This window comes from Massilia scottii (assembly GCF_030846495.1).
In the GTDB taxonomy this organism is placed as follows: domain Bacteria; phylum Pseudomonadota; class Gammaproteobacteria; order Burkholderiales; family Burkholderiaceae_D; genus Telluria_A; species Telluria_A violaceinigra.
Window position 1 is genome coordinate 198,066 of record NZ_JAVCWM010000001.1, and the last position, 21,651, is coordinate 219,716.

13 protein-coding genes and 1 pseudogene are annotated in these 21,651 nt (G+C 62.4%); 8 read left to right on the forward strand and 6 right to left on the reverse strand.

The window, feature by feature from the left end:
* Positions 1-178 precede the first annotated feature (178 nt).
* Both RBA41_RS00900 and RBA41_RS00905 read left to right on the forward strand, forming a co-directional pair.
* Positions 179-607: a hypothetical protein gene (locus RBA41_RS00900; protein ID WP_306620060.1), complete on the forward strand. Its 429-nt coding sequence runs from the start codon at positions 179-181 to the stop codon at positions 605-607.
* Entirely contained in the window at positions 600-1,781 is a 1,182-nt protein-coding gene (locus RBA41_RS00905) for a serine hydrolase domain-containing protein (RefSeq protein WP_306620062.1), read from the forward strand. Before RBA41_RS00900 ends, RBA41_RS00905 begins: the two co-directional genes overlap by 8 nt.
* 117 nt (positions 1,782-1,898) lie before the next feature.
* Here RBA41_RS00905 and tnpA read toward each other — a convergent pair.
* The 3 genes and pseudogenes from tnpA to RBA41_RS00915 all read right to left on the reverse strand — a co-directional run.
* A pseudogene (gene tnpA / locus RBA41_RS33570) lies at positions 1,899-2,072 on the reverse strand (IS66 family insertion sequence element accessory protein TnpA); the annotation flags it as partial.
* 80 nt (positions 2,073-2,152) lie between these two features.
* Positions 2,153-2,359, reverse strand: a complete 207-nt coding sequence (locus RBA41_RS00910) for a hypothetical protein (protein WP_306620064.1) — start codon at positions 2,357-2,359, stop codon at positions 2,153-2,155.
* A 184-nt stretch (positions 2,360-2,543) separates the two neighbouring features.
* Positions 2,544-3,719 (reverse strand): glycerophosphodiester phosphodiesterase, encoded by a 1,176-nt coding sequence (locus RBA41_RS00915; protein WP_374709468.1) that lies wholly within the window; start codon positions 3,717-3,719, stop codon positions 2,544-2,546.
* A 219-nt stretch (positions 3,720-3,938) separates the two neighbouring features.
* Between RBA41_RS00915 and RBA41_RS00920 the strand changes: the two genes are divergently transcribed.
* Together RBA41_RS00920 and RBA41_RS00925 are read left to right on the forward strand one after the other, a co-directional pair.
* Entirely contained in the window at positions 3,939-8,483 is a 4,545-nt protein-coding gene (locus tag RBA41_RS00920) for an RHS repeat-associated core domain-containing protein (RefSeq protein WP_306620066.1), read from the forward strand.
* 575 nt (positions 8,484-9,058) lie between these two features.
* On the forward strand, positions 9,059-9,538 hold the full coding sequence (locus RBA41_RS00925) for a hypothetical protein (protein ID WP_306620069.1): 480 nt from the start codon (positions 9,059-9,061) through the stop codon (positions 9,536-9,538).
* 808 nt (positions 9,539-10,346) lie between these two features.
* Here RBA41_RS00925 and RBA41_RS00930 read toward each other — a convergent pair.
* Positions 10,347-10,709, reverse strand: a complete 363-nt coding sequence (locus tag RBA41_RS00930) for a hypothetical protein (RefSeq protein WP_306620070.1) — start codon at positions 10,707-10,709, stop codon at positions 10,347-10,349.
* A 298-nt stretch (positions 10,710-11,007) separates the two neighbouring features.
* Here RBA41_RS00930 and RBA41_RS00935 point away from each other — a divergent pair, with 298 nt between their 5' ends.
* On the forward strand, positions 11,008-12,156 hold the full coding sequence (locus RBA41_RS00935; RefSeq protein WP_306620072.1) for a putative peptide maturation dehydrogenase: 1,149 nt from the start codon (positions 11,008-11,010) through the stop codon (positions 12,154-12,156).
* Between the two features lie 20 nt (positions 12,157-12,176).
* On the opposite strand, the gene RBA41_RS00940 is transcribed toward RBA41_RS00935, so the two are convergent.
* Both RBA41_RS00940 and RBA41_RS00945 read right to left on the reverse strand, forming a co-directional pair.
* Positions 12,177-12,431 carry an NHLP-related RiPP peptide gene (locus RBA41_RS00940; RefSeq protein WP_306620075.1) on the reverse strand — a complete coding sequence of 85 codons (255 nt, stop codon included), beginning with the start codon at positions 12,429-12,431 and terminating at the stop codon, positions 12,177-12,179.
* A gap of 94 nt (positions 12,432-12,525) precedes the next feature.
* Positions 12,526-17,538 (reverse strand): hybrid sensor histidine kinase/response regulator, encoded by a 5,013-nt coding sequence (locus tag RBA41_RS00945; RefSeq protein WP_306620077.1) that lies wholly within the window; start codon positions 17,536-17,538, stop codon positions 12,526-12,528.
* 399 nt (positions 17,539-17,937) lie between these two features.
* Here RBA41_RS00945 and RBA41_RS00950 point away from each other — a divergent pair, with 399 nt between their 5' ends.
* The 3 genes from RBA41_RS00950 to RBA41_RS00960 all read left to right on the forward strand — a co-directional run bounded on the left by RBA41_RS00950 (position 17,938) and on the right by RBA41_RS00960 (position 21,640).
* Positions 17,938-19,308, forward strand: a complete 1,371-nt coding sequence (locus tag RBA41_RS00950; protein WP_306620079.1) for a DUF1565 domain-containing protein — start codon at positions 17,938-17,940, stop codon at positions 19,306-19,308.
* Between the two features lie 302 nt (positions 19,309-19,610).
* Positions 19,611-20,495 (forward strand): RNA ligase family protein, encoded by an 885-nt coding sequence (locus tag RBA41_RS00955; protein ID WP_306620080.1) that lies wholly within the window; start codon positions 19,611-19,613, stop codon positions 20,493-20,495.
* A gap of 8 nt (positions 20,496-20,503) precedes the next feature.
* Positions 20,504-21,640: an AAA family ATPase gene (locus RBA41_RS00960; RefSeq protein ID WP_306620637.1), complete on the forward strand. Its 1,137-nt coding sequence runs from the start codon at positions 20,504-20,506 to the stop codon at positions 21,638-21,640.
* Positions 21,641-21,651 lie beyond the last annotated feature (11 nt).

Below are 21,651 nucleotides of genomic sequence, written 5' to 3' on the forward strand. Positions count from 1 at the left end.
GGGCGAACAGGCAAGCGACACTATCGAGTTGATGCATGGGCCATGCCGATCTGGAATGCGTCGATCCATATCTTGAAATCTGGAAAGAAAGGCTTCGGCGTACTTGTGCAGATGCTATGATTGTCTGCTATCGCACTCACTCATAGAAAAGCATGGGCAACGGATTAGAACTGGGAACGTGTCCGACCGGTTGTACAAGGACGATGCGGTGCTGCGCCTCAATCGCGGCAACATGCTGTACTGCTTCAGCGGACGCTTTTCCATCCGCGAGCGCGGCGACGGCGTGTATGCAGCCGGCCAGTTGCGCGCCGCCTGCGGGCGGTTGATCAGCGTGCGGCGCGACGCCGGGGCGCGCTTGCGCCTGTTGCGCAAGAACTGCACGGCCATCAAGTTTGTGTACGACGCTTCCATGCAAGCGCCCGGTGTCATGTTTCGCGACATGGCCGGTGCCGCTCCACTCACCATCCCCGTCACCGACGGACACGCATTCGAGGACCAGACTATGGGTATCTACAAGGTTGCCATCTACAGTTTTGCCGATGGGCCACGCGACGGCGTCGTGCTGACGCCCGTGAAACCGGTCGCGATCGGAACCATCTATGAATAGGCGCAACCTGTTTATCGCGGCGCTGGCCACGAGCCTGTTGGCCGCCTGCGGCGGCGGGGGCGGGGGCGGTGCTGCGCCGCCAGCCGGCGATGTCGTGCTGGCGCCGGTGACCACGCTGGCGGCGGGCGTCACGCAAACGGCGCAGCCCGAGGTGGACCAGTACATGCAGGGGCAACTGCTCGAGCAGCGCATTCCCGGCATGACGCTGGTGGTGGTCCGGGACGGCACCGTTGTCTACGGCAAGGGCTACGGCTACGCCGACCGCGAGATGGCGCGCCCGGTGAAACCGGAGGACCGCTTCGAAATCGGCTCGATCAGCAAGTCGTTCGCCGCCACCGCCATCATGCTGCTGGTAGAGGAGGGCAAGATATCGCTCGACGACAAGCTCGACAAATTCATCGGGGCGGTGCCGCCGCAATGGAGCGGCATCACCATTCGGCACCTGCTGAACCACTCCTCCGGCCTGCCCGAATACCCGGACGATTCGACCTTTGCGGACATTTTCGCCAACAAGATCCTGGGAGAAGACGACATGCTGGCCAGGTTCAGGGCGTATTCCCTGAGCTGGGAGCCGGGCACCAAGTACCGGTACTGCAATGTCGGCTACGATATTCTCGGCATCGTCGTGCGCAGGGTCACCGGCAAGGGCTATTTCGATTTCTTGAAAGAGCGGGTGTTCACGCCGCTGGGCATGCACAGCGCGCGTCTCGTCGCGCCGAAACCGGCGCGCGCGGACAGCGCCATCGGGTACGAGCTCAAAGACGGGAAACATGTCCCGTTTGTCACGACCGACGCGATGTCGGTCTACCTGGGCATGGCAGCGAGCGGGATCGAGCTCAGTGCCATGGACATGGCGAAGTGGGATGCTGCGCTGTACACCGACAAGATCCTCAAGCAATCGACCCTGGCCCTGATGTGGACCAATAACGTGCTGGTGCAGGCGGCCAATGCCGACAATACCGGCATCTACTACGGGTTGGGCTGGCAGCTGCGGACCCAGAACGGGAAGCGCTGGGTGTACCACTCCGGCGGCATGCCCGGATACGTCACCGACTTCATGCGCTACCCGGATCAGAAGCTGACCATCATCGTGTTTACCAACCTGAGTGACCAGCATGCGAATGCCCGCAACATCGTGCGCGCGGTCGCGCCCATGTTCGGCCAAACGCTCTAGCAGTCGCATGTGATGTGGGCATTCACGCCCGCAGTATGAGGGCGACAAAAGATGAAGCTGACGTCGGCGCGGCAACATCAGCGTCTCGTCATCGTCAGATTGACACCACCGCCGAGATCGATCCCCGCTGGCAGCGGCCAGCTTAGCGCCCCAGATAGGGAAGCTGGCCGCCGACACCGCTTGATCGCGGCAGAATGCAGCAATGCTCTGACCGCTTTGCGCATGCCGTTGCAGACGGCTACGCCACGCCGCTTCCTTTGGGGTTTGAGATTGCAGGTTGTCCATGTCCATGTCCGGCTCCGTGCTGTTGAACTCGGAGGGGATTGTGCCGGCCTCATACACCTGAAGATGCAACACCGCTCAGGAACCGGTTACTGCGCAACGGCGGCGCCAGTCCGCCACGCTGCTTCATTCAGGCATCGTCCACCGCCCGCAGGCGTTTTTAACTTGCGGGTGTAGATGAAGTCGCCGAGATAGACGGTGCGTCCGGCCGGGGCGATAAAGGCCGTCGCCTTCCCGCTCGGCTCGCCGTCGAGCCGGCCGTAGGCATAGTTGCCGGCCGGTACGTCGAACCCCACATACTGCACCGGCCCTGGCACCGCTGGGATACTGCCCTCGGTCCGGTTATAAAACAGGCAGCCGCCGGGCGGGCGGAGGCAAGAGCTAGCGAGAAGAGGGCATGGGGTCCGTGACAGGCGGGAGGATGCGGCGGGGGTGCCGCTCGCTCCCGGTGCGCATTAGAGCACAGCTGCCGCGTGGAGCCTAGTAGCCGATCTCCCGCAAGTAATCGGCGCGGGCGGCCAGGGCGGTATCAGCGAAGTCCGAGAACACGCCGTCCACCCCGAGCGCATAGAACTGCTTGTATTCGAGCTTGGGGTCGCCCTTGTAGTCGAGCGGCAGGCGCCGCTTTTCGTTGCGGAAGGTGTAAGGATGGACCAGCAGGCCGGCCTTGTGCGCGTCGGCCACCAGGGTGGTCGGCGCGGTGGTGGTGGTATCGGCTTCATTGACCTTGCCGTCGTTATTGACGTCGACCAGCTTGCCGTCGGCGCCGGTGCTGCCTTTGGTGCTGACGATGTAGCGCTTCCATGGGCCGATGGCGTTGGCGTAGGTCTTGATCTCGGCCAGGCCGGCGGGCGTGACCATGGCGCTGAACAGGCGCTTGTCGCCCGCCACCGCCCAGTCGTAGGGACGGTCGAAGGGCGCGGCGTAGGTGAGGGCGCCGGTTTTCAGGTCGACATCGTCGGCGTCGATCAATTGCACCATGCGCACGGTCGAACCCTTGCTGCGCATGTATTTCAGGCTGCCTGGCTCGAACGATTGCACGAACACCGGCGCGGTGCTGCTGTTCCAGCCGGCGGCGCTGAGCAGGGCCAGCAGCTTGTCTTCCAGCGGCAAGCCGTTTTGACGGTGGAAGGTTGGATTCTTGGTTTCCGGATACATGACGATGTTGCGGCCGCTTTTCTTGATCATGTCGACGATTTCCTGGATCGTCGCGATCTTGTAGCGGCCGTTGAACTGCTGCGCTCGTTCGGCGTCGGTGGAGATGCCGCCCAGGGTCTTGATCTCGGCCAGGGTGAAGTCGCCGGCGAACCAGCCTTCCTCGACCAGGCCATCGACGTTCATCTTGCGCTTGCGGCTGGCAAACTCCGGATGCGAGGCGACATCGGTGCTGTAGACCAGATTGGGATCGTGGCGGGCGATCAGGACACCGTCCCTGGTCGACACCACGTCAGGCTCGATGGCGTCGGCGCCTTGCTCGATGGCCATGGCGTAGGCTTCCACGGTTTCCTCCGGCAGATAGCCGCTGGCGCCGCGGTGCGCCACCACCAGCGGTGCCTTGCCGTCGAGGGTGTTGAGAACGACCGGATCGTCGCCGCCGCACGCAGCCAGCGCCATGGTTGCCGCGCACATGACTGCCAGATTTCGTTTCATTGCCATTGCTGAGTCTCCCTGTATTAAAGGCGGAATTCTAGGTGGTGGAAATGACAAGCTGATGACTGGCCATGAGGGGAGGGGATGCGGCGGAGCAAGCCCTGCGCAGAACCGGTGATCAGTAAACATTGCTGCATCGCAATAGCAAATGGTTGAAGATCGCTACCATTTGGTTTCCAGTAGGCAATCATTCGCCGACGTTCTCTCGCAGAAGACAGGAAAACCATGCCGCTTCCCGCCGCCAGCAATGTCCCGTCGACTGCTCATTTTATGCGTGTCGCGCTGCTGTTCTTTGTCCTGGTGCATGGGCGTGGGCATGCGGAGAATGACCTGCCGGAGGGAACGCTCGGCTGGTGGTCTTACACGGCGGGGGTGCTCAATCGGGATCTTTATGTGCCCGACCCGGTTACTGCTTGTCAAAGAACAGCGAGAAATCACACCGGACAGCAGCTTGTCCTGATGCGGCCGTACAAAGGCCGGCGCGACTTTTTTCAATGCTATTACAGGCTTTCTTCAGGAGGCAGCGTTTCCTGGTATGCGAACACCCACCTGCAATGTGAGCCCGGATACAAAACTTACGAACAGGGCGTTTGTCGCAAGGCGGGGCGGGAGATTCCTGTTCCCCTGAAATGTGGAGAGGCAGCGGGAAACCCGGTCCAGTTTGCCAGCGGCGCCAAAATCCAGCATGAAACCGACTTGGGCGGAGGCGTCAATGATGCACTGCGTGTCCAGCGCACCTACCGCAGCGTGCGCGAAAACGCACTTGGCCAATCAGCCGGCATGGGCTGGTCGTTTTCGTTCGAGCGTGTCTTTTCCGCGCCGCGAACAACGGGGAGCGCGACCCGGCCAATAGTGAGGGGCGCCTTGAGCGACGGCAGCGTTTTTCGATTCTTGCGGAAGGCCGACGGTCGCTATGAGTCAAGCTACGACAAGGGCATGACCCTGGACGTGCAAGGCCCTGATGACACCGTTTGGCTCCTGACGACACCGGGTGGGACGGTCGAACGTTACCTCCGGATCGGCGACGATTTCAGGCTCGGCAGCGTACACGCCCGTCATGGCATGGCGACGCACTACACCTATGATGAGAAAAATCAGCTCAGTAAAATTGTTGACAGCAACGGGCGCAGCCTGACGATCGCATGGGAGGGGGACCTCATCGCGTCGATCTCCAGCGCGACGGGCAGCGTACGCTACGAATATGCCCCCGCCGCCTTCGCCGGCGGCGTGACGATCGAAGGAATGGAGCGCCTGATCGGTGTGCACTTCCTCGACCGCTCCGGTACCGAGATTGCATCGCGCGCGTACCACTATGAAGATGCCGACGATCGATTCCTGCTCACCGGAATCACCGATGAACATGGCAAGCGCTTTGCCACGTACGCGTACGACGGCGACGGACAGGCTGTGCTGTCGGAGCATGCCGGCGGTGCACAGCGCTACACTTTCGCCTATCCCAGCCGGACCGGCCGAATCGTCACCGATCCGCTCGGCAGCAGCCGCGGCATCGACCTTGCGTACGACGCCAATGGCAGGAGCCGGATTACTGCGGAGAGCCAACCCGCCGGCGCTGGCTGCGCTGCGAGCGCTAGCGCCACGACCTACAGCGCTGCGGGCGATGTGACAAGCCGTACCGACTTTAATGGAAACAAGACCTGCTTTATCAGCGACCCCATCCGTGGGACCGAACTGGCACGTATGACCGGGCTCGCCAAAGATGCTGCGTGCCCCGCGAGCACCGATACCGCGCTTCCGGCAGGCCAGCGCAAGACGAGTACGCGCTGGCATCCGGATTGGCCACTGGCCAGCGGTATCGCCTCGCCAGGGCGCATGGAAACGACGATCTATAACGGGCAGCACGATGCCAGTGGAAAAGTAGTGGAGTGTGCCGGAGGCGCAGTGCTGCCCAATGGGAAACCAATTGCCGTCGTGTGCCGCGCGACCGTCCAGGCCACCACCGACAACAACGGGGTGCGCGGCTTCGCGGCGGCGCGAACCGGTCCAGTTCAGGAGTGGCGCTACACCTACAACCGCACTGGACAGCTGCTGACGAGTACCGGTCCGGTTGCTGCCAACGGCAAGGCCGAATCGTCCAGCATAGTCTATTACGCCGATACCAGCGCAAGCCATCATCCGGGCGACCTTGCGAGTGTGCGCAACAGCATTGGCGAGGTCACCAGTTTCCTCGAATACAGCCCGAATGGCTTGCCCACCAAAATCCAGCGTTCCAATGGCCAGATCGTTGAACTGGAATATGGTCCGCGCCAGCGCTTAATGTCCAGCACCGTTCGCGCGACAAGTGGGCAATCCGAAACCACGCGCTACGAGTATGACGTCGCGGGTCAGCTGATCCGTATGACCTCGCCCGACGGCTCGGCGCTAAGCTACACGTACGACGACGCGCATCGTATGACTGGCTTGCGCGACCGCGCAGGTAACAGCATCCACTTTACGCTCGATGCCATGGGCAACGCCGTGCGCCAGGAAGTGAAAGACCCGAGCGGCAAACTGGTGGCGCAGACCACGCGCGCTTTCGACTCGCTCAACCGCTTGCAGCGAGAACAGCGCAGTGTCAAGGATCCGGGCGCGCGTTTTGAATACGATGCGGTAGGCAATCTGACATCGAGTACCGATCAAATGGCGCGCGTCAGCAAGGGAACTTACGACACGTTCAATCGTCTGATTCAACAGACGCTGCCGGCGGCGGACGCCACGGGCAAACCCGCACTGATCGGCTACAGCTACACGCAGCAGGATCAGCTTGCATCCGTGCTCGACCCGCGCCGCTTGCGGACGCGCTACGTTGTCAATGGACTGGGACAGCAAACGGCGCTCATCAGCCCGGATACCGGCACCACAACCACGCAGTTCGATGGAGCGGGGAACGTGATTTCGAGCACCGACGCGGCTGGACGCAAGACCGCCTATCGATATGATGCGGCGGGCCGCGTCACCGGGATCGGTACCGGCACGTTCGAATATGGGGTGGCCGGAAGTTCCGCAGCGGGCCGAGTGACGGCGATGACGGATGAGGCTGGAAAAACGGTGTATGCCTACGATGGCATGGGCAGGCTCGTGAGGAAGGAACAGACGAGCGGCCCGGCGTCCAGGCGCTTCGTGACCGCCTACACCTATGGCAGCGAAGGAAGTGCCTTCGGACATGTTACTTCGATGACCTACCCGAGTGGCAATCGCATCGACATCACTTACGACAGCAATGGCAGACCGTCCGCGTTGAGTCTGATGCGCCCCGGCGCCGCGCGCACGACGATTCTGAGCGATGTGGCGTACCAGGCGTTTGGCCCCGTGCGCTCATGGTTATGGGGTAATCACAGCGTGGGCAGTCCCAACAAATACGAGCGCCAGTTCGATCTTGAAAACCGTCTTGTCAGCTATCCGCTTGGTCACCTCAAGGTCGGCGGATCGATGCGCACGCTCAGCTACGATCCCGCTGGGCGGATCGTGGCCAGCACGCATGTCGGTAGCGCCGCGTCAGGGAGGTTGGACCAACGTTACAGCTACGATGGACGTGATCGCCTGATCAGCTTCACCAGCGCCATCGCCAGCCAACGCTTCGAGTACGACGCGAACGGTAACCGGACCAAAGTTATTCTGGGAGCCAATAGCTACCTCAACACGATAGATCCCGGCAGCAATCGATTGACTGCCACTTCCGGGCCGTTGCCGGCAAAACGCAATATGTACGACGCCACGGGCAACCTCATCAGCGACAATACGATACGTTTCCTCTACGGCAACAACGGGCGTCTGAGCAGCGCGTCAGGCGGCGGTGCTGCAGTTCAATATCGCTACAACGGACTTGGACAACGGGCGATGAAGTCGGATGCAGCCGGTACAACGAATTACCTTGTCTATGACGAGGCGGGCCGCATTATAGGTGAGTATGACAGCACAGGTACGCCGATGCAGGAGACGATATATTTTGAAAGTTTGCCCATTGCCGTGATCCAACCCCTTTCTGCTGGCGCCGGAGAGAATGTGTACTATATCTATGCTGATCACCTGGCAACGGCCCGGGTGATAACGCGGGCCAGCGATAGTAAGATGGTATGGCGATGGGATGCGGCAAGCCCATTTGGAGAGGATCACCCCGATGAAAAGCCAAGTCGTCTGGAGCGTTTTACCTACAATCTGCGCTTCCCAGGCCAATATTATGATCGTGAGACCAATCGCTATTATAACTATTTTCGAGATTACGATCCGCTAACCGGGCGATATATTCAGAGCGATCCAATTGGACTGGCGGGAGGTATCAACTCATACGGTTACGCCGCTGCAAATCCGATATCATTTACCGATCCGCTAGGGCTTTCGGTGGAAGACGTTCGATATATTTTCAATCAAATGAAAAGCACGTTCCACGATATTAAACCACAAGGCCAGGTAAAGCTCGGAGAAATTCCAAAGCAGGACTTGGGTGCAACTGAGACTTGGTCGGGAGATATTGTTATCCCTTTAGCATACGCTCCCAAGAAATGTTTATCTCAAGATGAATGGGAAAGTTTGTTCTTTACTCTATTTCATGAAGGTATGCATAGTACTGATGGGTTTTTAGTGCGGTTGAGTACTCGAAATGATATAAGTGATTCACATCATTTGAAAATTCACAATCGAGTGTCCTATGAACGAATACGCCCAGTAGGGCAACCGGGACCTATGTGGGGAAAGCCGCGGGCTCAGAAGATTAATCGAGCTCAGCTTTATCAGCAATACGCTCAAAACTCTCCAGATTGTAGGTGCGTCCGATGAGAAAGAAATTACTTTGGTGTGGTTTGATTGGTTTCGTCATCTGTGTTATCGCTATCGCGTTTGTCTTGACGCGACCTTTACTAGACTCGGACGAGGATGCATTCCGCTCTATGACGACTCATTCCAATCTCTCGTTAATTGGGGGAAGTATCGAATTCTGGAAAGGTCAGCATAAGCGCGCCCCTACTGATGAGGAAAATTTTTCTGTACTTGAGATGACAACTAACACACCTCCAGACGGTTGGGGTCGACCCCTTGTGTACAAAAACCTGGAAGTTATAGGACACGGAAAATTCTTACTATATTCACTTGGTCCCAATGGGATAGACGAAAACGGTTCTGGCGACGACGTTGTGTATCGATCCAAATAACTTCTCATTAGCGGGCCACTAAGGCCTGATGCAGAATATTAACGATCCCTGCTATACAGGGCCAAATGTCGGCACGTTGGCCAGGGCGACTGTCGGCGGGGGCTTGAGGGCCCGGTGTCAGCAGTTGCTTGGAGTTGCTCTTTTGCCGGATCCGTGTCGAGGCAGGTTGGTCAACGTGCCCTTCCTGGCGTCCCGGGAGCGTCAGTGTCGAGTGCTGCAAGTATCATCGGACCAACGATTGGCGAGCGAAACAGCATGTGGATGCAGATGATGACAGATACAGTGCGTTCATGCGTATATTTTCTGATGGGGCTAGGAAGTCTGGCGATGTCGTTTTATGCCGCTTCTTTAGCTATCTCGTTAACGGAAATTACCCAACATTATTCTTCGAGTTTGTCACTTCGATTGACCATTGCCATTGTTTTCATTTTGATAGGGGCGGTAAATTTTTACACGGCTTATGGGCTCAAATTTGGCACAGTGGATGAAGTCGTTGGGTCACTCGATTCGGCAATCTTTCGTCGTTCTGGTAAAAACGTGCGGGAGGGAGTTCGCATTCAGTTAGTTAGGATTCTTGGCACCGACGACTTGAGCTTAACTGATGATGGAAGGCGCTTCCTTTTCATAAGCGGCTGTCGTCCTTGGGTGCGCAAATTGAGTACATTTCATTGTCAAAAGCTGTAATTCCAGAGGCGTGAGGATGGAGGAGGGTCAGAGACTGTCTTCAATTGCAAGCTCTTTTGATAGTAAATTTCGGTTGAGGGCTGATCTGTAATAAAGGCTGCCGAGCCTCTAATGAGGCAGTTGATGAAAGGTAAGTAATGTACTTGCCAATATTCTTAACAATATTATTATCGTCAGTAGCTGCATTTTTATGTCGGCATCTTAAAAGCCAAGCAACTAGGATTTTAATGGTCGTAGCGGCGTCATTCTGCGTTCCATATGCTATTTACTGGATGCCTGTTTGGTTTGGTGCAGCGGACGATCAATACTCATCATGGGCGCCTTTGTTTATTGGCATTTGCTTTGCCGCTGGCACAATAACTGGCGGGGCTGGACTGGTGTTGATGAGGTGGGCAGGGCAGCGCGCCAAAATCAACGCAAAGAAACATACTAGCGATGCGAGCGAACCGACATGAGGAAGTACTTCGGTTTTGCCGTCAACAGAAATCCGCTCGTTCAAATCCGACAACTAATCAGCCCATTTGAACAATTAAACAAGTTATTTCGGAGAACCAGGACTCATTTATCCAGACGCGTGGAATCGGGTACCCATTCGTAGCCAACTGGTTTGCGTTTCCTGATGGTGAAAAATCTACAAACTGCGCTCAAGCGGCAGCTTGGGCATTATCTACGGGCGGTATAAAAGGTATCCCCTCCGGTGCCGCTGCATGGACTGACTGTGCCAACGGGGATCCGTTTCATTTGCACCGCGCTTTCGGCACAAATGAAAATCCCGCACGATGACGCGGGGCGCAGCCTGAAACCAGTATCAGGGACGAATCCTCACGTCAACCGAAATGGCTGGCTGACGACGATCGGACGATCTGACGGGCACCTGCACGCTCTCGGCAGGGTAGTAAACGCGTTCTACACGCACTGGTACCACGGGCCGCTCATCCCGATGCGATGAGTGCCGTGCGGGCTTGCACTTGCGTTTCTCCTTGTATTCGCCATTCTTCTCCATCTTGCGCTCTACCTTGCAGTCGCCGTCCCAAAATTCTTCCTTGAACTCATGGCGCTCGTGATGCTGACGTTTTCCTTTGCCGCTTTCGTCCTTCCAGTCGTCTGCCGAGACAGCGCTGAAAAGGGTCAGAAATGCCAGCGGCACCAACATTTTTGCGAGATGATTCATAGCGCTTCCCCTGATTTTTTGTCGGGCTTCTGGTACCTCAGGGTTAAACGGACCAGGGCGAGCATTGTGTTAGCAACTGTTACACGCGTTTGTTCAATACGCTATTTTGCTCACGTGCGCTCCATCACCGTTGTGCTCACTGCCCGGGATGGATCATGAAGGTGCGAAACGATCAGGAACCGGCATACCCGGAATTACCCGTAAATGAGGTGCGCGCGAGGTCAGCACAGGCTATGATATTGCTCAATACCAGCACTCATCCAGCCGGGCAGCGCCTGGCCTCGAAAGGGCGGACCTTATGAAGATACGGCGTTGCGCAGTACTGTTCATCGAACCGCGCGAAGACCTGGGCATCGATTGGACTGCCCTGTTTTCCGGTACGGGGGCGCTGAGCGCCTCGCTGCGCTGGGTGGCGCTGGCGCCGCACCTGGACCGCGAAACCACCATCGACGCCGCCCAGGTGGCCGCCCTGGGCGCCATCGGCCAGACCGCCTGGACCGAACGCCTGGATGCCGAGCGCCAGCTCGGCGCCGCCATGGTCGACAGCCTGCTCGCGCTCGGCCTCCTGCTCGACGACGGCGCAGGCGACAACCCGGCCCGCGAACGCGACGCGCTGCTGCGCGAGCAGCACTGGCGCCCGCTATCTGCCGCCGCCCACATGTTCAGCCGCTGGGACGGCATGCAGGTCGACAAGGGCATGCATTTTCCCAGTTTCGAGGAACTGGTGCAGTCCTACGGCGCGCCGCCGGCGCCGGCCATCGGCCGTGGCGATCCGGAGGCGGCGATCAAGCTGCCCCCGCCCGCCAGCGGCCCGCTCGACGCCCAGCTGATGCAGCGCTACACCGGCCGCAATTACGATCCCGACGCCGTGCTGCCGCTGGACGTGCTGGCGCGCCTGCTGCAGCGTACCTTCGGCGCCCAGGCCGAGCGCATGGTGGCCCAGGAAGCGCTGGTATTCAAAAAGACCAGTCCCTCGGCCGGCGGCCTGCATCCGACCGAAGCCTACGTGCTGGTGCAGCGCGTGCCGGGCGTGGCGCCCGGGCTGTACCACTATCATGCGCTCCACCACGCGCTCGAACCGCTGACGATGCTCGATGCGGCAGCCGCCAGCGAGCTGGCGCGCCAGTTCGTGGCCGACCAGCACTGGTTCGTCGATGCCCCGGTCATGGTGGTAATGGCGGCGCGGGTGGCGCGCAATTTCTGGAAGTACCGCAACCACGCCAAGGCGTACCGCGCCCTGATGCTCGACGCCGGTCACCTGTCGCAAACGTTCTATTTGCTGGCCACCGAGGCGGGCATGCCGGGCTTCGTGACGGCGGCCATTAATGAGATGGTGATCGAGCGCGCGTTCGGGCTCGATCCCTTGTCTGACGCGGTGGTCGCTGTATGCGGCTGCGGTGTCGCAGCTGCGGGGCAGACCACGCTGGAGTTGCGTTTCGAAGAGTGAAACGCGGTGAAAACCCCGGCTCAGGCGGTGCCGGACAAAAAGAACGGAATCGCGCCGGCAGCGCTGTCCAGCTTGGACATGAAGGCCATCCGGTCAAGGGCAATCGCATCCTTGGCCGGCAGGCTGCGCCGGGTTGGAATCTGTCCGGCGTCGAGCTCAATGCCGAGGCTGCCGAGGGCGCCCACCGGGTCGCCCAGCAGGCGTGCGCGGAATACGTCGTCGCTGGACAATTTATGAAGCAGGGAGTCCAGGTCGCTATGCAGGTGGGTTGTCATGGTAAGGGCCTTTCGTGTAGGAAAATGACGAGTCACGTAGGTAAAGCACTTAGCCATGGTAGGACACTTATTGATCAGTATCAAGGTTTAGAAATCATAGCTGTGTGTTTTTCTCCTGACTGTTGGCTCCATCCATCACCTCGTCGAACAAGTGTAGGAAACCAGGCAATATTTCCATTGCAGTCTTGCCATCCTTTGCCATCAGGCACTCTTCCAGCTCACCCGCGGCGCTGTACAACTGCTGCGCCGAAAGGTTGCCGGCCGCACCCTTGACCTTGTGCACCAGCAGCGCCGCGTTGTCCAGATCGCCACCGTCGACGGCTTGCGCGATGGCCTTGCGGGTGCCTGCAAAATCCTTGGCGAACATGGTCAGCAGGCGCGTGAGCAGCGGGCCGTTGTGGCCCAGGCGCGCCAGCGCCGCTTCGACGTCGATGCCGGGCAGGTGGTCGGGCACGCCGCCCACCTCGGGCTGCGGCGTGCTCTCGGCCGGTACCCGGGTCGGATCGGCATGGATCCATCCGGACAGCACGGTGTACAGGATGGCCGGTTCGATCGGCTTGGACAGGTAATCGTTCATGCCCATCGCCAGGCAGCTGTCGCGGTAGCCGGCCACCGCGTGCGCGGTCATGGCGATGATCGGCAGCTCGGCGTGGCGCGGGTTGGCGCGGATCCGCGCGCTGGCCTGGTAGCCGTCCATTTCCGGCATCTGGATATCCATCAGCACCGCGTCGTAGCCGGTCTGGTCGACCAGGCGCACCGCATCGACGCCGTTGCCGGCCAGGTCCACATGCACGCCGGCGCGGCGCAGGATTTCGCTGGCCACCTGCTGGTTGACCAGATTGTCGTCCACCACCAGCACGCGCGCGCCGCGAATGTGTTCGGCCGCCTGGGACGGGAAGGGCGCCGCGTCGCGCCCGGGCACGGCGGCGTCGAAGCCCATGGTCGCCAGCACGCTGTCGAGCAGCTGCGAGGCGGTGACCGGCTTGACCAGGAAGGCGCCGATGCCGGCTTCCTCGGCCGCCGCCTTGATATGGTCGCGCGCGAAGGCGGTGACCATGATGATCGACGGGATCGACGCCAGGGTCGGGTCGTCCTTGATGCGGCGCGCCGTTTCCAGGCCGTCCATGTCGGGCATGTTCCAGTCCATCAGCACCAGATCGTAGGGTTCGAGCTGCAGCGCGAACAGGGCGGCGGCGCCCGAGCCGACCGCGCTGGCGTCAAAACCGAAGCTGCGCAGCTGCAGTTCGAGCATTTCGCGCGTGGGCGCGCTGTCGTCCACCACCAGCACCTTCTTGCCGCGCGCCCCGGCGCCGGCCTGCAGGCGCGCCGGGCCCTGCGCCGGCGCCACGTTCAGGGTCAAGGTGAAGTGGAAGCGGCTGCCGGCGCCAAGTTCGCTGTCGACGCCGATCTCGCCGCCCATCTTGCGCACCAGCTGCTGCGAGATCGCCAGTCCGAGCCCGGTGCCGCCGTAGATGCGGGTGGTGCTGGCGTCGGCCTGGGCAAAGGCCTGGAACAGGCGCTCCTGCTGCTCAGGGCTGATGCCGACTCCGGAATCCTCGACCGAAAAGCACAGGCGCACCTGGTTGTCGTCGCCGCTCCAGTCCTTGGCGCGCTCCACGCGCAGCTGGATGTGGCCGTGCGCGGTGAATTTGAGCGCGTTGCCGACCAGGTTGATCAGCACCTGGCCAAGCCGCAGCGGGTCGCCCATCAGGATCTGCGGCACGTCGGGCGCGGCCCAGATCACCAGTTCGAGTTCCTTTTCGGCGGCGCGCCAGGCGAACAGGTCGACGATGTTGGTCAGCGTGTCGGGCAGGTCGAACGGCACCACTTCCAGTTCCAGCTTGCCCGCTTCGATCTTGGAAAAATCGAGGATGTCGTTGATGATGTCGAGCAGGTTGTTGCCGGCCCGGGCGATCTTGCGGAAGTAGTCGCGCGGCTTGGCGTCCAGCTCCAGGTGCGTGCCCAGGCCCGCGAAACCGAGGATGGCGTTCATCGGCGTGCGGATTTCATGGCTGATATTGGCCAGGAACTCGCTCTTGGCGCGCGTGGCCGCTTCGGCGCGCGCGCGCGCCTGTTCGATCAGGCGCAGCGCATTGGCCTTCTGAAAGGCCGACACGAACGGTTCCTTCAGGGCCTTGAGCAGTTCCAGGTCGCCTTCTTCGAGCGGCACCTGGGGCGCGCGGTTCTCGAACACCAGGAAGCCTTCGACGCGGTGCTCGATGCAGATGCGCACCGCCAGCTGCGCGTGGCCCGCGTGCCCCGGGATGACGCCGGCGCGGGTCAGGTAAATGTCGGTGGTGATCATCTCGCCCGCGTTGACATAGCGCGCTTCGGCCTCGATCAGGTCCATGCGCTCTTCGACCGGCGTGCCGCCGGCCCGGTCCCACACCGCGCGCACGGCCAGGGTGTCGGTGTCGGCTTCGCGCACCAGCGCCCAGGTGGCGTCGATGCCCTTGATGAACATCGATTCGCGCAGGATGGTGTGCAGCAGCGCGTCGAAGTCGAGCTGCTCGTTGATCGACTTGACGATGGCGTTGAGCTTTTCCAGGTGCTGGGTGCGCGAGTACACCAGCGCCTGCAGGGCCGCGCGGCTGCGCTGCAGCTGGCCGACGCGCCAGCGGTACAGGCCATACGCCGCCGCCGCGCCGGCCAGCACGTAGCTCAGGTAGGCCCACCAGGTCTGGTGCCAGGCCGGCAGCACGCGCACCCGGATCGACAGTTCCTCGTCGGCCCACACGCCGTCGCGGTTGGCGCCGCGCACGCGCAGGCGGTAGCTGCCGGGCGGCAGGTTGCTGTAGGCCGCCACGCGCCGGTTGGCGTCGTTCTCCACCCAGCTCTGGTCGTAGCCTTCGAGCAGGAAGGCGTAGCGGTTGCGTTTGGCGTCGGAAAAGTCGAGCGCCGCCACTTCGATCTCGAAGCCCTTGATCCCGGGCGGCAGGATCAGGCGGCTGTCGCGCTGGGCCAGCACCTGCGCGCCCGCCACCGGATGGCCGTCGGTGCGCAGGGAACTGATGGCCAGCGGCGGGCGGAATTCCCAGTTGGCCAGGCGCTCCGGATGGATCACCGTCAGCCCGCCGGTGGCGCCGAACAGCAGGTCGCCTTCCGGCGTGGCGGCGGCCGCGCCGATGAAGTAGGTCGGAAAACCCAGGCCCTCGGCCCGTGCCAGCGGACGCGCCTTGAGACTGCCGCTGTCGATCACGGCGATGCCGTTGCCGGTGGCGGCCCACATGCGCGCGCTGCGGTCCAGGCGCAGGGCCGACACCGCGGTGCTGGGCAGGCCGTCGGCGAGGCCGAGGCGCCGGAACACCGGCGCGCCGAGCGGGGTGCGCATTTCCAGCACATTGATGCCGCCGCCGTGCGTGGCCACCCACAATCGCCCGCGTCCATCCATGGCCAGCGCGCTGATCACCGGGTCCGACAGGGCGCTCTCGTTGCTCGGATTGGCGAGGATCTGTTCGATCTTGCCGGTGATGGGGTCGAGCCGGTTCAAGCCGTTGCGGGTGCCGATCCAGAGCGCGCCGCCCGGATCGGTCATCAAGGCCTGGATGCGGTTGTCGGACAGGCCTCCCGGGCCGGTGACGTACGACGTGAGCGTATTGGCCGCCGGGTCGTAGCGCAGCAAGCCCTCGAAGGTGCCCAGCCACAGCTGCCCGGCCTGCGGCGCGATGGTGCCGATGCGCGGATAGGGGTTCGCCTGCGGCAGCGCGACGCGCTCCACGCGCCGGCCCTGGTCGAGGGTGCGGTACAGCCCGAGCTGGGTGCCGATCCAGGCGTCTTGCGGGGTGGCCTCGGCCATCGCCAGCAGTACGCGGTTGGGCAGGGCGCTGTCCAGGCGCGCCGGGTCGGGGCGCAGGGCGGCGCTGCGCGTGCCGTCCGGGTCGACCAGGTCCACGCCCTGGTCGGCCAGGCCCAGCCAGACGCGCCCGCCGGAGTCGGTCATCAAAGCGGTGACGGCCGCTTCCGGCATGCCGTGGGCGCCGAAGACGGCGGCCACCGCGCGGTTGTTGGGATCATGGAAATCGACGCTGCGCTCGTTGCTGATCCAGATCAGGCCACTGCGGTCGCGCAGCATGGCGGCGGTGCGGTCGTTGGCCAGGCTCGATGGCACGGCCGCCTGGTGCAGGATGCGGCGCGCGCGGGCGCTGTCGGCCTCGATGTCGATGATGCCGCCGCCGTAGGTGCTGGCCCACCAGCGGCCGGGCACGATCTCGGTGATGGCCAGCACCATGTTGGCGTGGGGGTCGCTGACCCCCACCAGTTCCATCATCCTGCCGCGCGCGGCGCCGGCATCGACCACGCCGATGCCGCTTTTCAGGGTGCCGAAGGCGATCTGCCCGCGGCTGTTTTCGCCGAACGAGAGCACCGCGTCGCGCCAGGGAGCGTCGGCGCCGTCGGGGCCCACCGGCACTGCCGTGAACTGGCCGCTGACGGCGTCGCGCCGCGCCAGGCCGCTGCTGGTGCCGATCCACAGGTTGCCCTTGCGGTCCAGGTGCAGGGCGCGGATGCGGCTGTCCGGCAGGCTGCCGGGCACGCCCGGCTCGTGGCGGTAGTGGCGCACCGCGGTGCGCGCCGGGTCGACGTAATCGAGGCCCGAGGGCGTGCCGACCCAGACGCCGCCCATGCCGTCGCTGGCAATGGCATTGATGGCGGCATCGGCCAGGCCGTTGGCGCCGGCCGGAAAGCGGATGAAGCGCTCGTTGACCTTGTCGTACATGGCCAGCCCGCCGGTGGCGGTGCCGATCCACAGGCGCCCGCGCCGGTCCACGTGCAGGGCCTGGATGAAATCGGCGGGAATCGAATACGGGTCGCTTGCGTTATGCACGAAGGCGAGCATGCGGTAGCCATCCCAGCGGCCGAGGCCGCGCTGGGTGCCGATCCAGATGAAGCCGTCGCCATCTTGCGCCAGCGCCATCGCAACCGGATGCGGCAAGCCCTGCTCCAGGCCGATATGCTCGAACAGCGGGGTGGCCAGTTTTTCCCAGCGGTCGGGAGCGGCCGCCGCTGCCGTCGAACTTGCTGTAATGCAAATAAGAAGGTAGAGGGCGGCGATCAATGGCACCAGCCAGTGGCGCCCGTGCAGGCGGTGCGGGAGGGTGGTGGGCGTCATCGCTGATCCGCGCGCCATGAGCGGAGAGCGCGCCGGAGGGCGCGGGTATGGCGACGGACTGATGTGTCGTGGACGTTCAAGTCGGGACGCGCTCCTGTCGGTGGAATCGGATGCCGCGGCGTCCCCCGGACGGGCTCGCCTTTCCTGAAAGCATACGCACTTGTCCGGGCACTGTCTATTCGCTGAGCGGTTCGCATATTCCTTTGGCAATATTGCGCTGCCGTTTAGCGCCCAACATGTTGCGATAATCCAAAACGAAGTCATAACGGCAAGCACCGCGCGGCGCAACAGGTGAAATTGCCATCGGTTACTGCCGAAAAAAACCTCGAAGAAAATCCGAACCTTGGCGCTTGATGGGCCTCAAACCAAGCTTTCACGCTTTTGGAAGAGGAACTTCGCATGAGTAAGATTGCCATGATCACTTTGGAGCATCGCGCCGTGTTATTTGCCTGCAGCGGTTTTACCTTGTTACTTGGCGCCTGCGGTGGCGGCGGCGGGGAGAGCGAACGCGCTCCCGCTGCGGCCCCCACGCTGGCCCCCACGGCGGCCGCCAGCGTGCCCGCCGCCACGCCGCCGGCCGATCCCGTTCGTCCCGATCCGGCCGGCGTCGGCGCGGTCGACGCCGCCAGTGCCAGCGCGGCGCCGGTGCCTGACGTGGCGCCCGAGTCGTTCGCCATGTCCGGCTACGCGCCGGCCGACCAAGACCAGGCGCGCGCCACCGGCAAGCAGGGCCGCGCGCTGTATGTGTCGCCGCACGGCTCCGACGACAATGCCGGCACCGACACGCGACCCTTCCGCACGCTGGCGCGCGCCGCGCGCGCCGTTGCGCCGGGCGTGACCGTGTTCGTCGCCCCGGGCACCTACAGCGGCGGCATCCGCACCACCGCCAGCGGCCAGCCGGGCGCCCGGATTGCCTATGTGTCCACCGAACGCTGGGGCGCCCGGATCGTGCCGCCGGAGCGCTCGGCCAGCAAGGCCGCGTGGGACAACCGCGGCAACTACGTCGATATCGTCGGCTTCGACGTCGACGGCAGCGCGCACCGGGGCGGCACGCGCTGGAGCTCCGGCATCTACAACGGCGGCTCGCATGACATCATCCGCAGCAACCATGTGCATCACATCGCGCAGAAGGTGGCCTGCACCAGCAACGGCGGCGCCGCGATCGGCGTGGACGGGTATTATCGCGGCGTGCAGGCGCAAGTGATCGCCAACCTGGTGCACGACATCGGACCGGCCGGCTGCCGCTTCGTGCAGGGGATCTACGTCAGCACCACGGGCAGCGTGAAAAACAACGTGGTGTACCGCGTCGCCGAAGCGGGCATTCATTTGTGGCACGACGCGCGCAATGTGGTCGTGTCCAACAACACCGTGACCGGCTCGAACACCGGCATCGTCGTCGGCGGCGGCGACTTTTATCACACGTCCGGCCCGAACGACCATACGGCGGTGTACAACAACATCGTGTACGACAACAGGATGGGCATCTCGGAGCAGGGGCGCACGGGGCGCAACAACAGCTACCGCAATAACCTGGTCTACAAGAACAGCCGCTACGACTGGCGTCTGAAAAATGGGTTGACGCACAGCGGCACGGTCAGTTCGGCGCCGCTGTTCGTGGGCGACATCAAAGTCGCCTTGCCCAACTTCAGTCTCAGCGCGAGCTCGCCGGCGATCGGGCGCGCCACCCCGATGCACGCCGCCCCGACCGATTTTAACGGCCGTCCGCGCAATGTGTTTTCCGGCTTCGACATCGGCGCCTACCAGCATTGACTATGCGCGCCAGCGGCCATCGTCCCCGGCGGCGATGGCCGCTGGCGCACAATCCGCGTTCGATATTTTTCTTTACATCCGCTTCAAGGCCGGGTTAGTATCTGCGCCTTCGCAAGAAAACCTCACTACTGAATCGAGAACCTGACGTGCCTGTACACAGCCAACCTATCTGCTGACGATATCGGATTGACCTGCCCGGATTAGCGCCCGGTAGGCTGTGCATGCCGCTTTCCCACGACCGTTGCTGTCGTGGCGTAGTTCTCCCTTTGTCGTCAGCTCCTATCTACACCATGGAGCGCATCATGACGAACTTCGTTCACAATCTGGAATTACATAAATACCCTTCCACCCGTCACCTGGAAGGCTCGCAGCTGCAGCAAGGCGACGACGGTTTCGACAAACCGGGCAAACGCAACGATCCGCGCGCGGCCTATGCCGCGCTGGCCGGCCGCTATATCGTCGTCGAAGAAAAGCTCGATGGCGCCAATGCCGGCGTGAGCTTCAGCGAAGGCGCCGAACTGCTGCTGCAAAGCCGCGGCCACTACCTGGCCGGCGGTGGGCGCGAGCGCCAGTTCAGCATCTTCAAGCGCTGGGCCGCCGCCCACGAGAGCGCGCTGATCGAGCGCCTGGGCGAGCGCTACGTCATGTACGGCGAGTGGATGGGCAAGAAGCACAGCGTCTTCTACAACCATCTGCCGCACCTGTTCTGCGAGTTCGACATCTACGACCGCGAAAAGCAGGTCTTCCTGTCGACCGCCGCGCGCGCCGCCTTGCTCGATGACGCGCCGGTGCTGGCGGTGCCGGTGCTGTATGCCGGTGTCGCGCCACGCAAGCTGGCCGACCTGCTGGCATTGATCCGCTTTTCGCTGGCGAAGACTCCGGCGTGGAAGAACGACTTTGAAGCGACCGTCGCACGCGAAGGGCTGGACCTGGCGAAATGCTGGGCCCAGGCCGACAAGTCCGGCCTGGCCGAAGGCCTGTACATCAAGGTCGAGGAAGACGGCGTGGTCACGGCACGCTACAAATGGGTGCGCAGCGACTTCGTGCAGGCCATCCTGGATTCGAAGATGCACCACTCGCAGCAGCCCTACGTGCCCAATCAGCTGGCGCCCGGGGTCGACATTTACGCACCGCGCCTGACGACGACATGGGAAGACCTGGGCCTGGTAACCGAAGGAGGCAAGTGATGGACAATCTGACCTACAAGGCCATGGCGGCGCACGTGCCCGCGCCCGGCCAGACGCCCGACTGGGCCTGGTTCCTGCACGCGATTCCCGAACTGGCCTTGCTGGCATCGACGCCGCAGGACCCGTACTACCACGCCGAAGGCGACGTGTGGATTCACACGCGGATGGTGATCGAGGCGCTGATGCGCGGGCCGGACTACATCGACGGCAGCGACGAGGAGCGCTTCATCCTGTTCTACGCCGCGCTGCTGCACGATATCGCCAAGCCGGCGACGACTGTGATCGATCCGGACAGTGGCCGCATCGGGCAGCCGGGCCACTCGAAGCGCGGCGCGATCGATGCGCGCATCCTGTGCTGGCATGCAGGCGTGCCGTTCGCCGTGCGCGAGCATATCTGCCGCATCATCACCGTGCACCAGCTGCCGTTCTTCGCGCTGGCGGGGAACAAGAACGGCCAGTCGGCCGAGTTCCTGATCCGCAAGCTCTCGCATGAACTGGACCTGCGCCTGCTCTCGGCGATGGCGCAGGCCGACATGGAAGGGCGCTGGTACGAGAAAAAGGACGACTGCCTGGTCGATATCGAGCTGTTTCGAGAAATGGCGCGCGACGAAGGCTGCTACGGCACGCCCAAGACGTTTGCGGATACGCACACGCGCCTGTCGTACATGCGCGGCGCCGGCATCGCGCCCGATTTCACCCATCACCGGAACCCGGGATCGCGCGTGACGGTGATGTCGGGCTTGCCGGCGTCGGGCAAGAACCACTGGGTGGCGGCCAACCGGGCGCGCTTGCCGGTGGTGTCGATCGACGACGCGCGCGAAGAACTGGGGCTGCGCCACGGCGCCAACGAAGGCGCGGTGGCGCACCGGGCGGTCGATTTCGCCAAGGAGATGCTGCGCGAAAAAGCGCCGTTCGTGTGGAACACCACGCACCTGAGCGCGCAGATGCGCAAGAAGACGCTCGACCTGCTGTATGCCTACGATGCCGAGGTCGAACTGGTGTACCTTGAACAGCCGCCGCAGGTCATCTTCAAGCGCAATACGCAGCGCGATACCAGCCTGCCGAACAAGGCGATCGAGCGCATGCTGTTCAAGTGGGAGGTGCCGCTGCCGACCGAGGCGCACGTGGTGCGCTATTTCTCCTAGCTGTGCGCGAC

What these genes read in the sequence shown, in the direction of transcription:
- RBA41_RS00905 (WP_306620062.1), top strand. Translation starts at nt 600, where the DNA reads ATGAATAGGCGCAACCTGTTTATCGCGGCGCTGGCCACGAGCCTGTTG.
- RBA41_RS00915 (WP_374709468.1), bottom strand. Translation starts at nt 3,719, where the DNA reads ATGGCAATGAAACGAAATCTGGCAGTCATGTGCGCGGCAACCATGGCG.
- RBA41_RS00920 (WP_306620066.1), top strand. Translation starts at nt 3,939, where the DNA reads ATGCCGCTTCCCGCCGCCAGCAATGTCCCGTCGACTGCTCATTTTATG.
- RBA41_RS00930 (WP_306620070.1), bottom strand. Translation starts at nt 10,709, where the DNA reads ATGAATCATCTCGCAAAAATGTTGGTGCCGCTGGCATTTCTGACCCTT.
- RBA41_RS00935 (WP_306620072.1), top strand. Translation starts at nt 11,008, where the DNA reads ATGAAGATACGGCGTTGCGCAGTACTGTTCATCGAACCGCGCGAAGAC.
- RBA41_RS00940 (WP_306620075.1), bottom strand. Translation starts at nt 12,431, where the DNA reads ATGACAACCCACCTGCATAGCGACCTGGACTCCCTGCTTCATAAATTG.
- RBA41_RS00945 (WP_306620077.1), bottom strand. Translation starts at nt 17,538, where the DNA reads ATGACGCCCACCACCCTCCCGCACCGCCTGCACGGGCGCCACTGGCTG.
- RBA41_RS00950 (WP_306620079.1), top strand. Translation starts at nt 17,938, where the DNA reads ATGAGTAAGATTGCCATGATCACTTTGGAGCATCGCGCCGTGTTATTT.
- RBA41_RS00955 (WP_306620080.1), top strand. Translation starts at nt 19,611, where the DNA reads ATGACGAACTTCGTTCACAATCTGGAATTACATAAATACCCTTCCACC.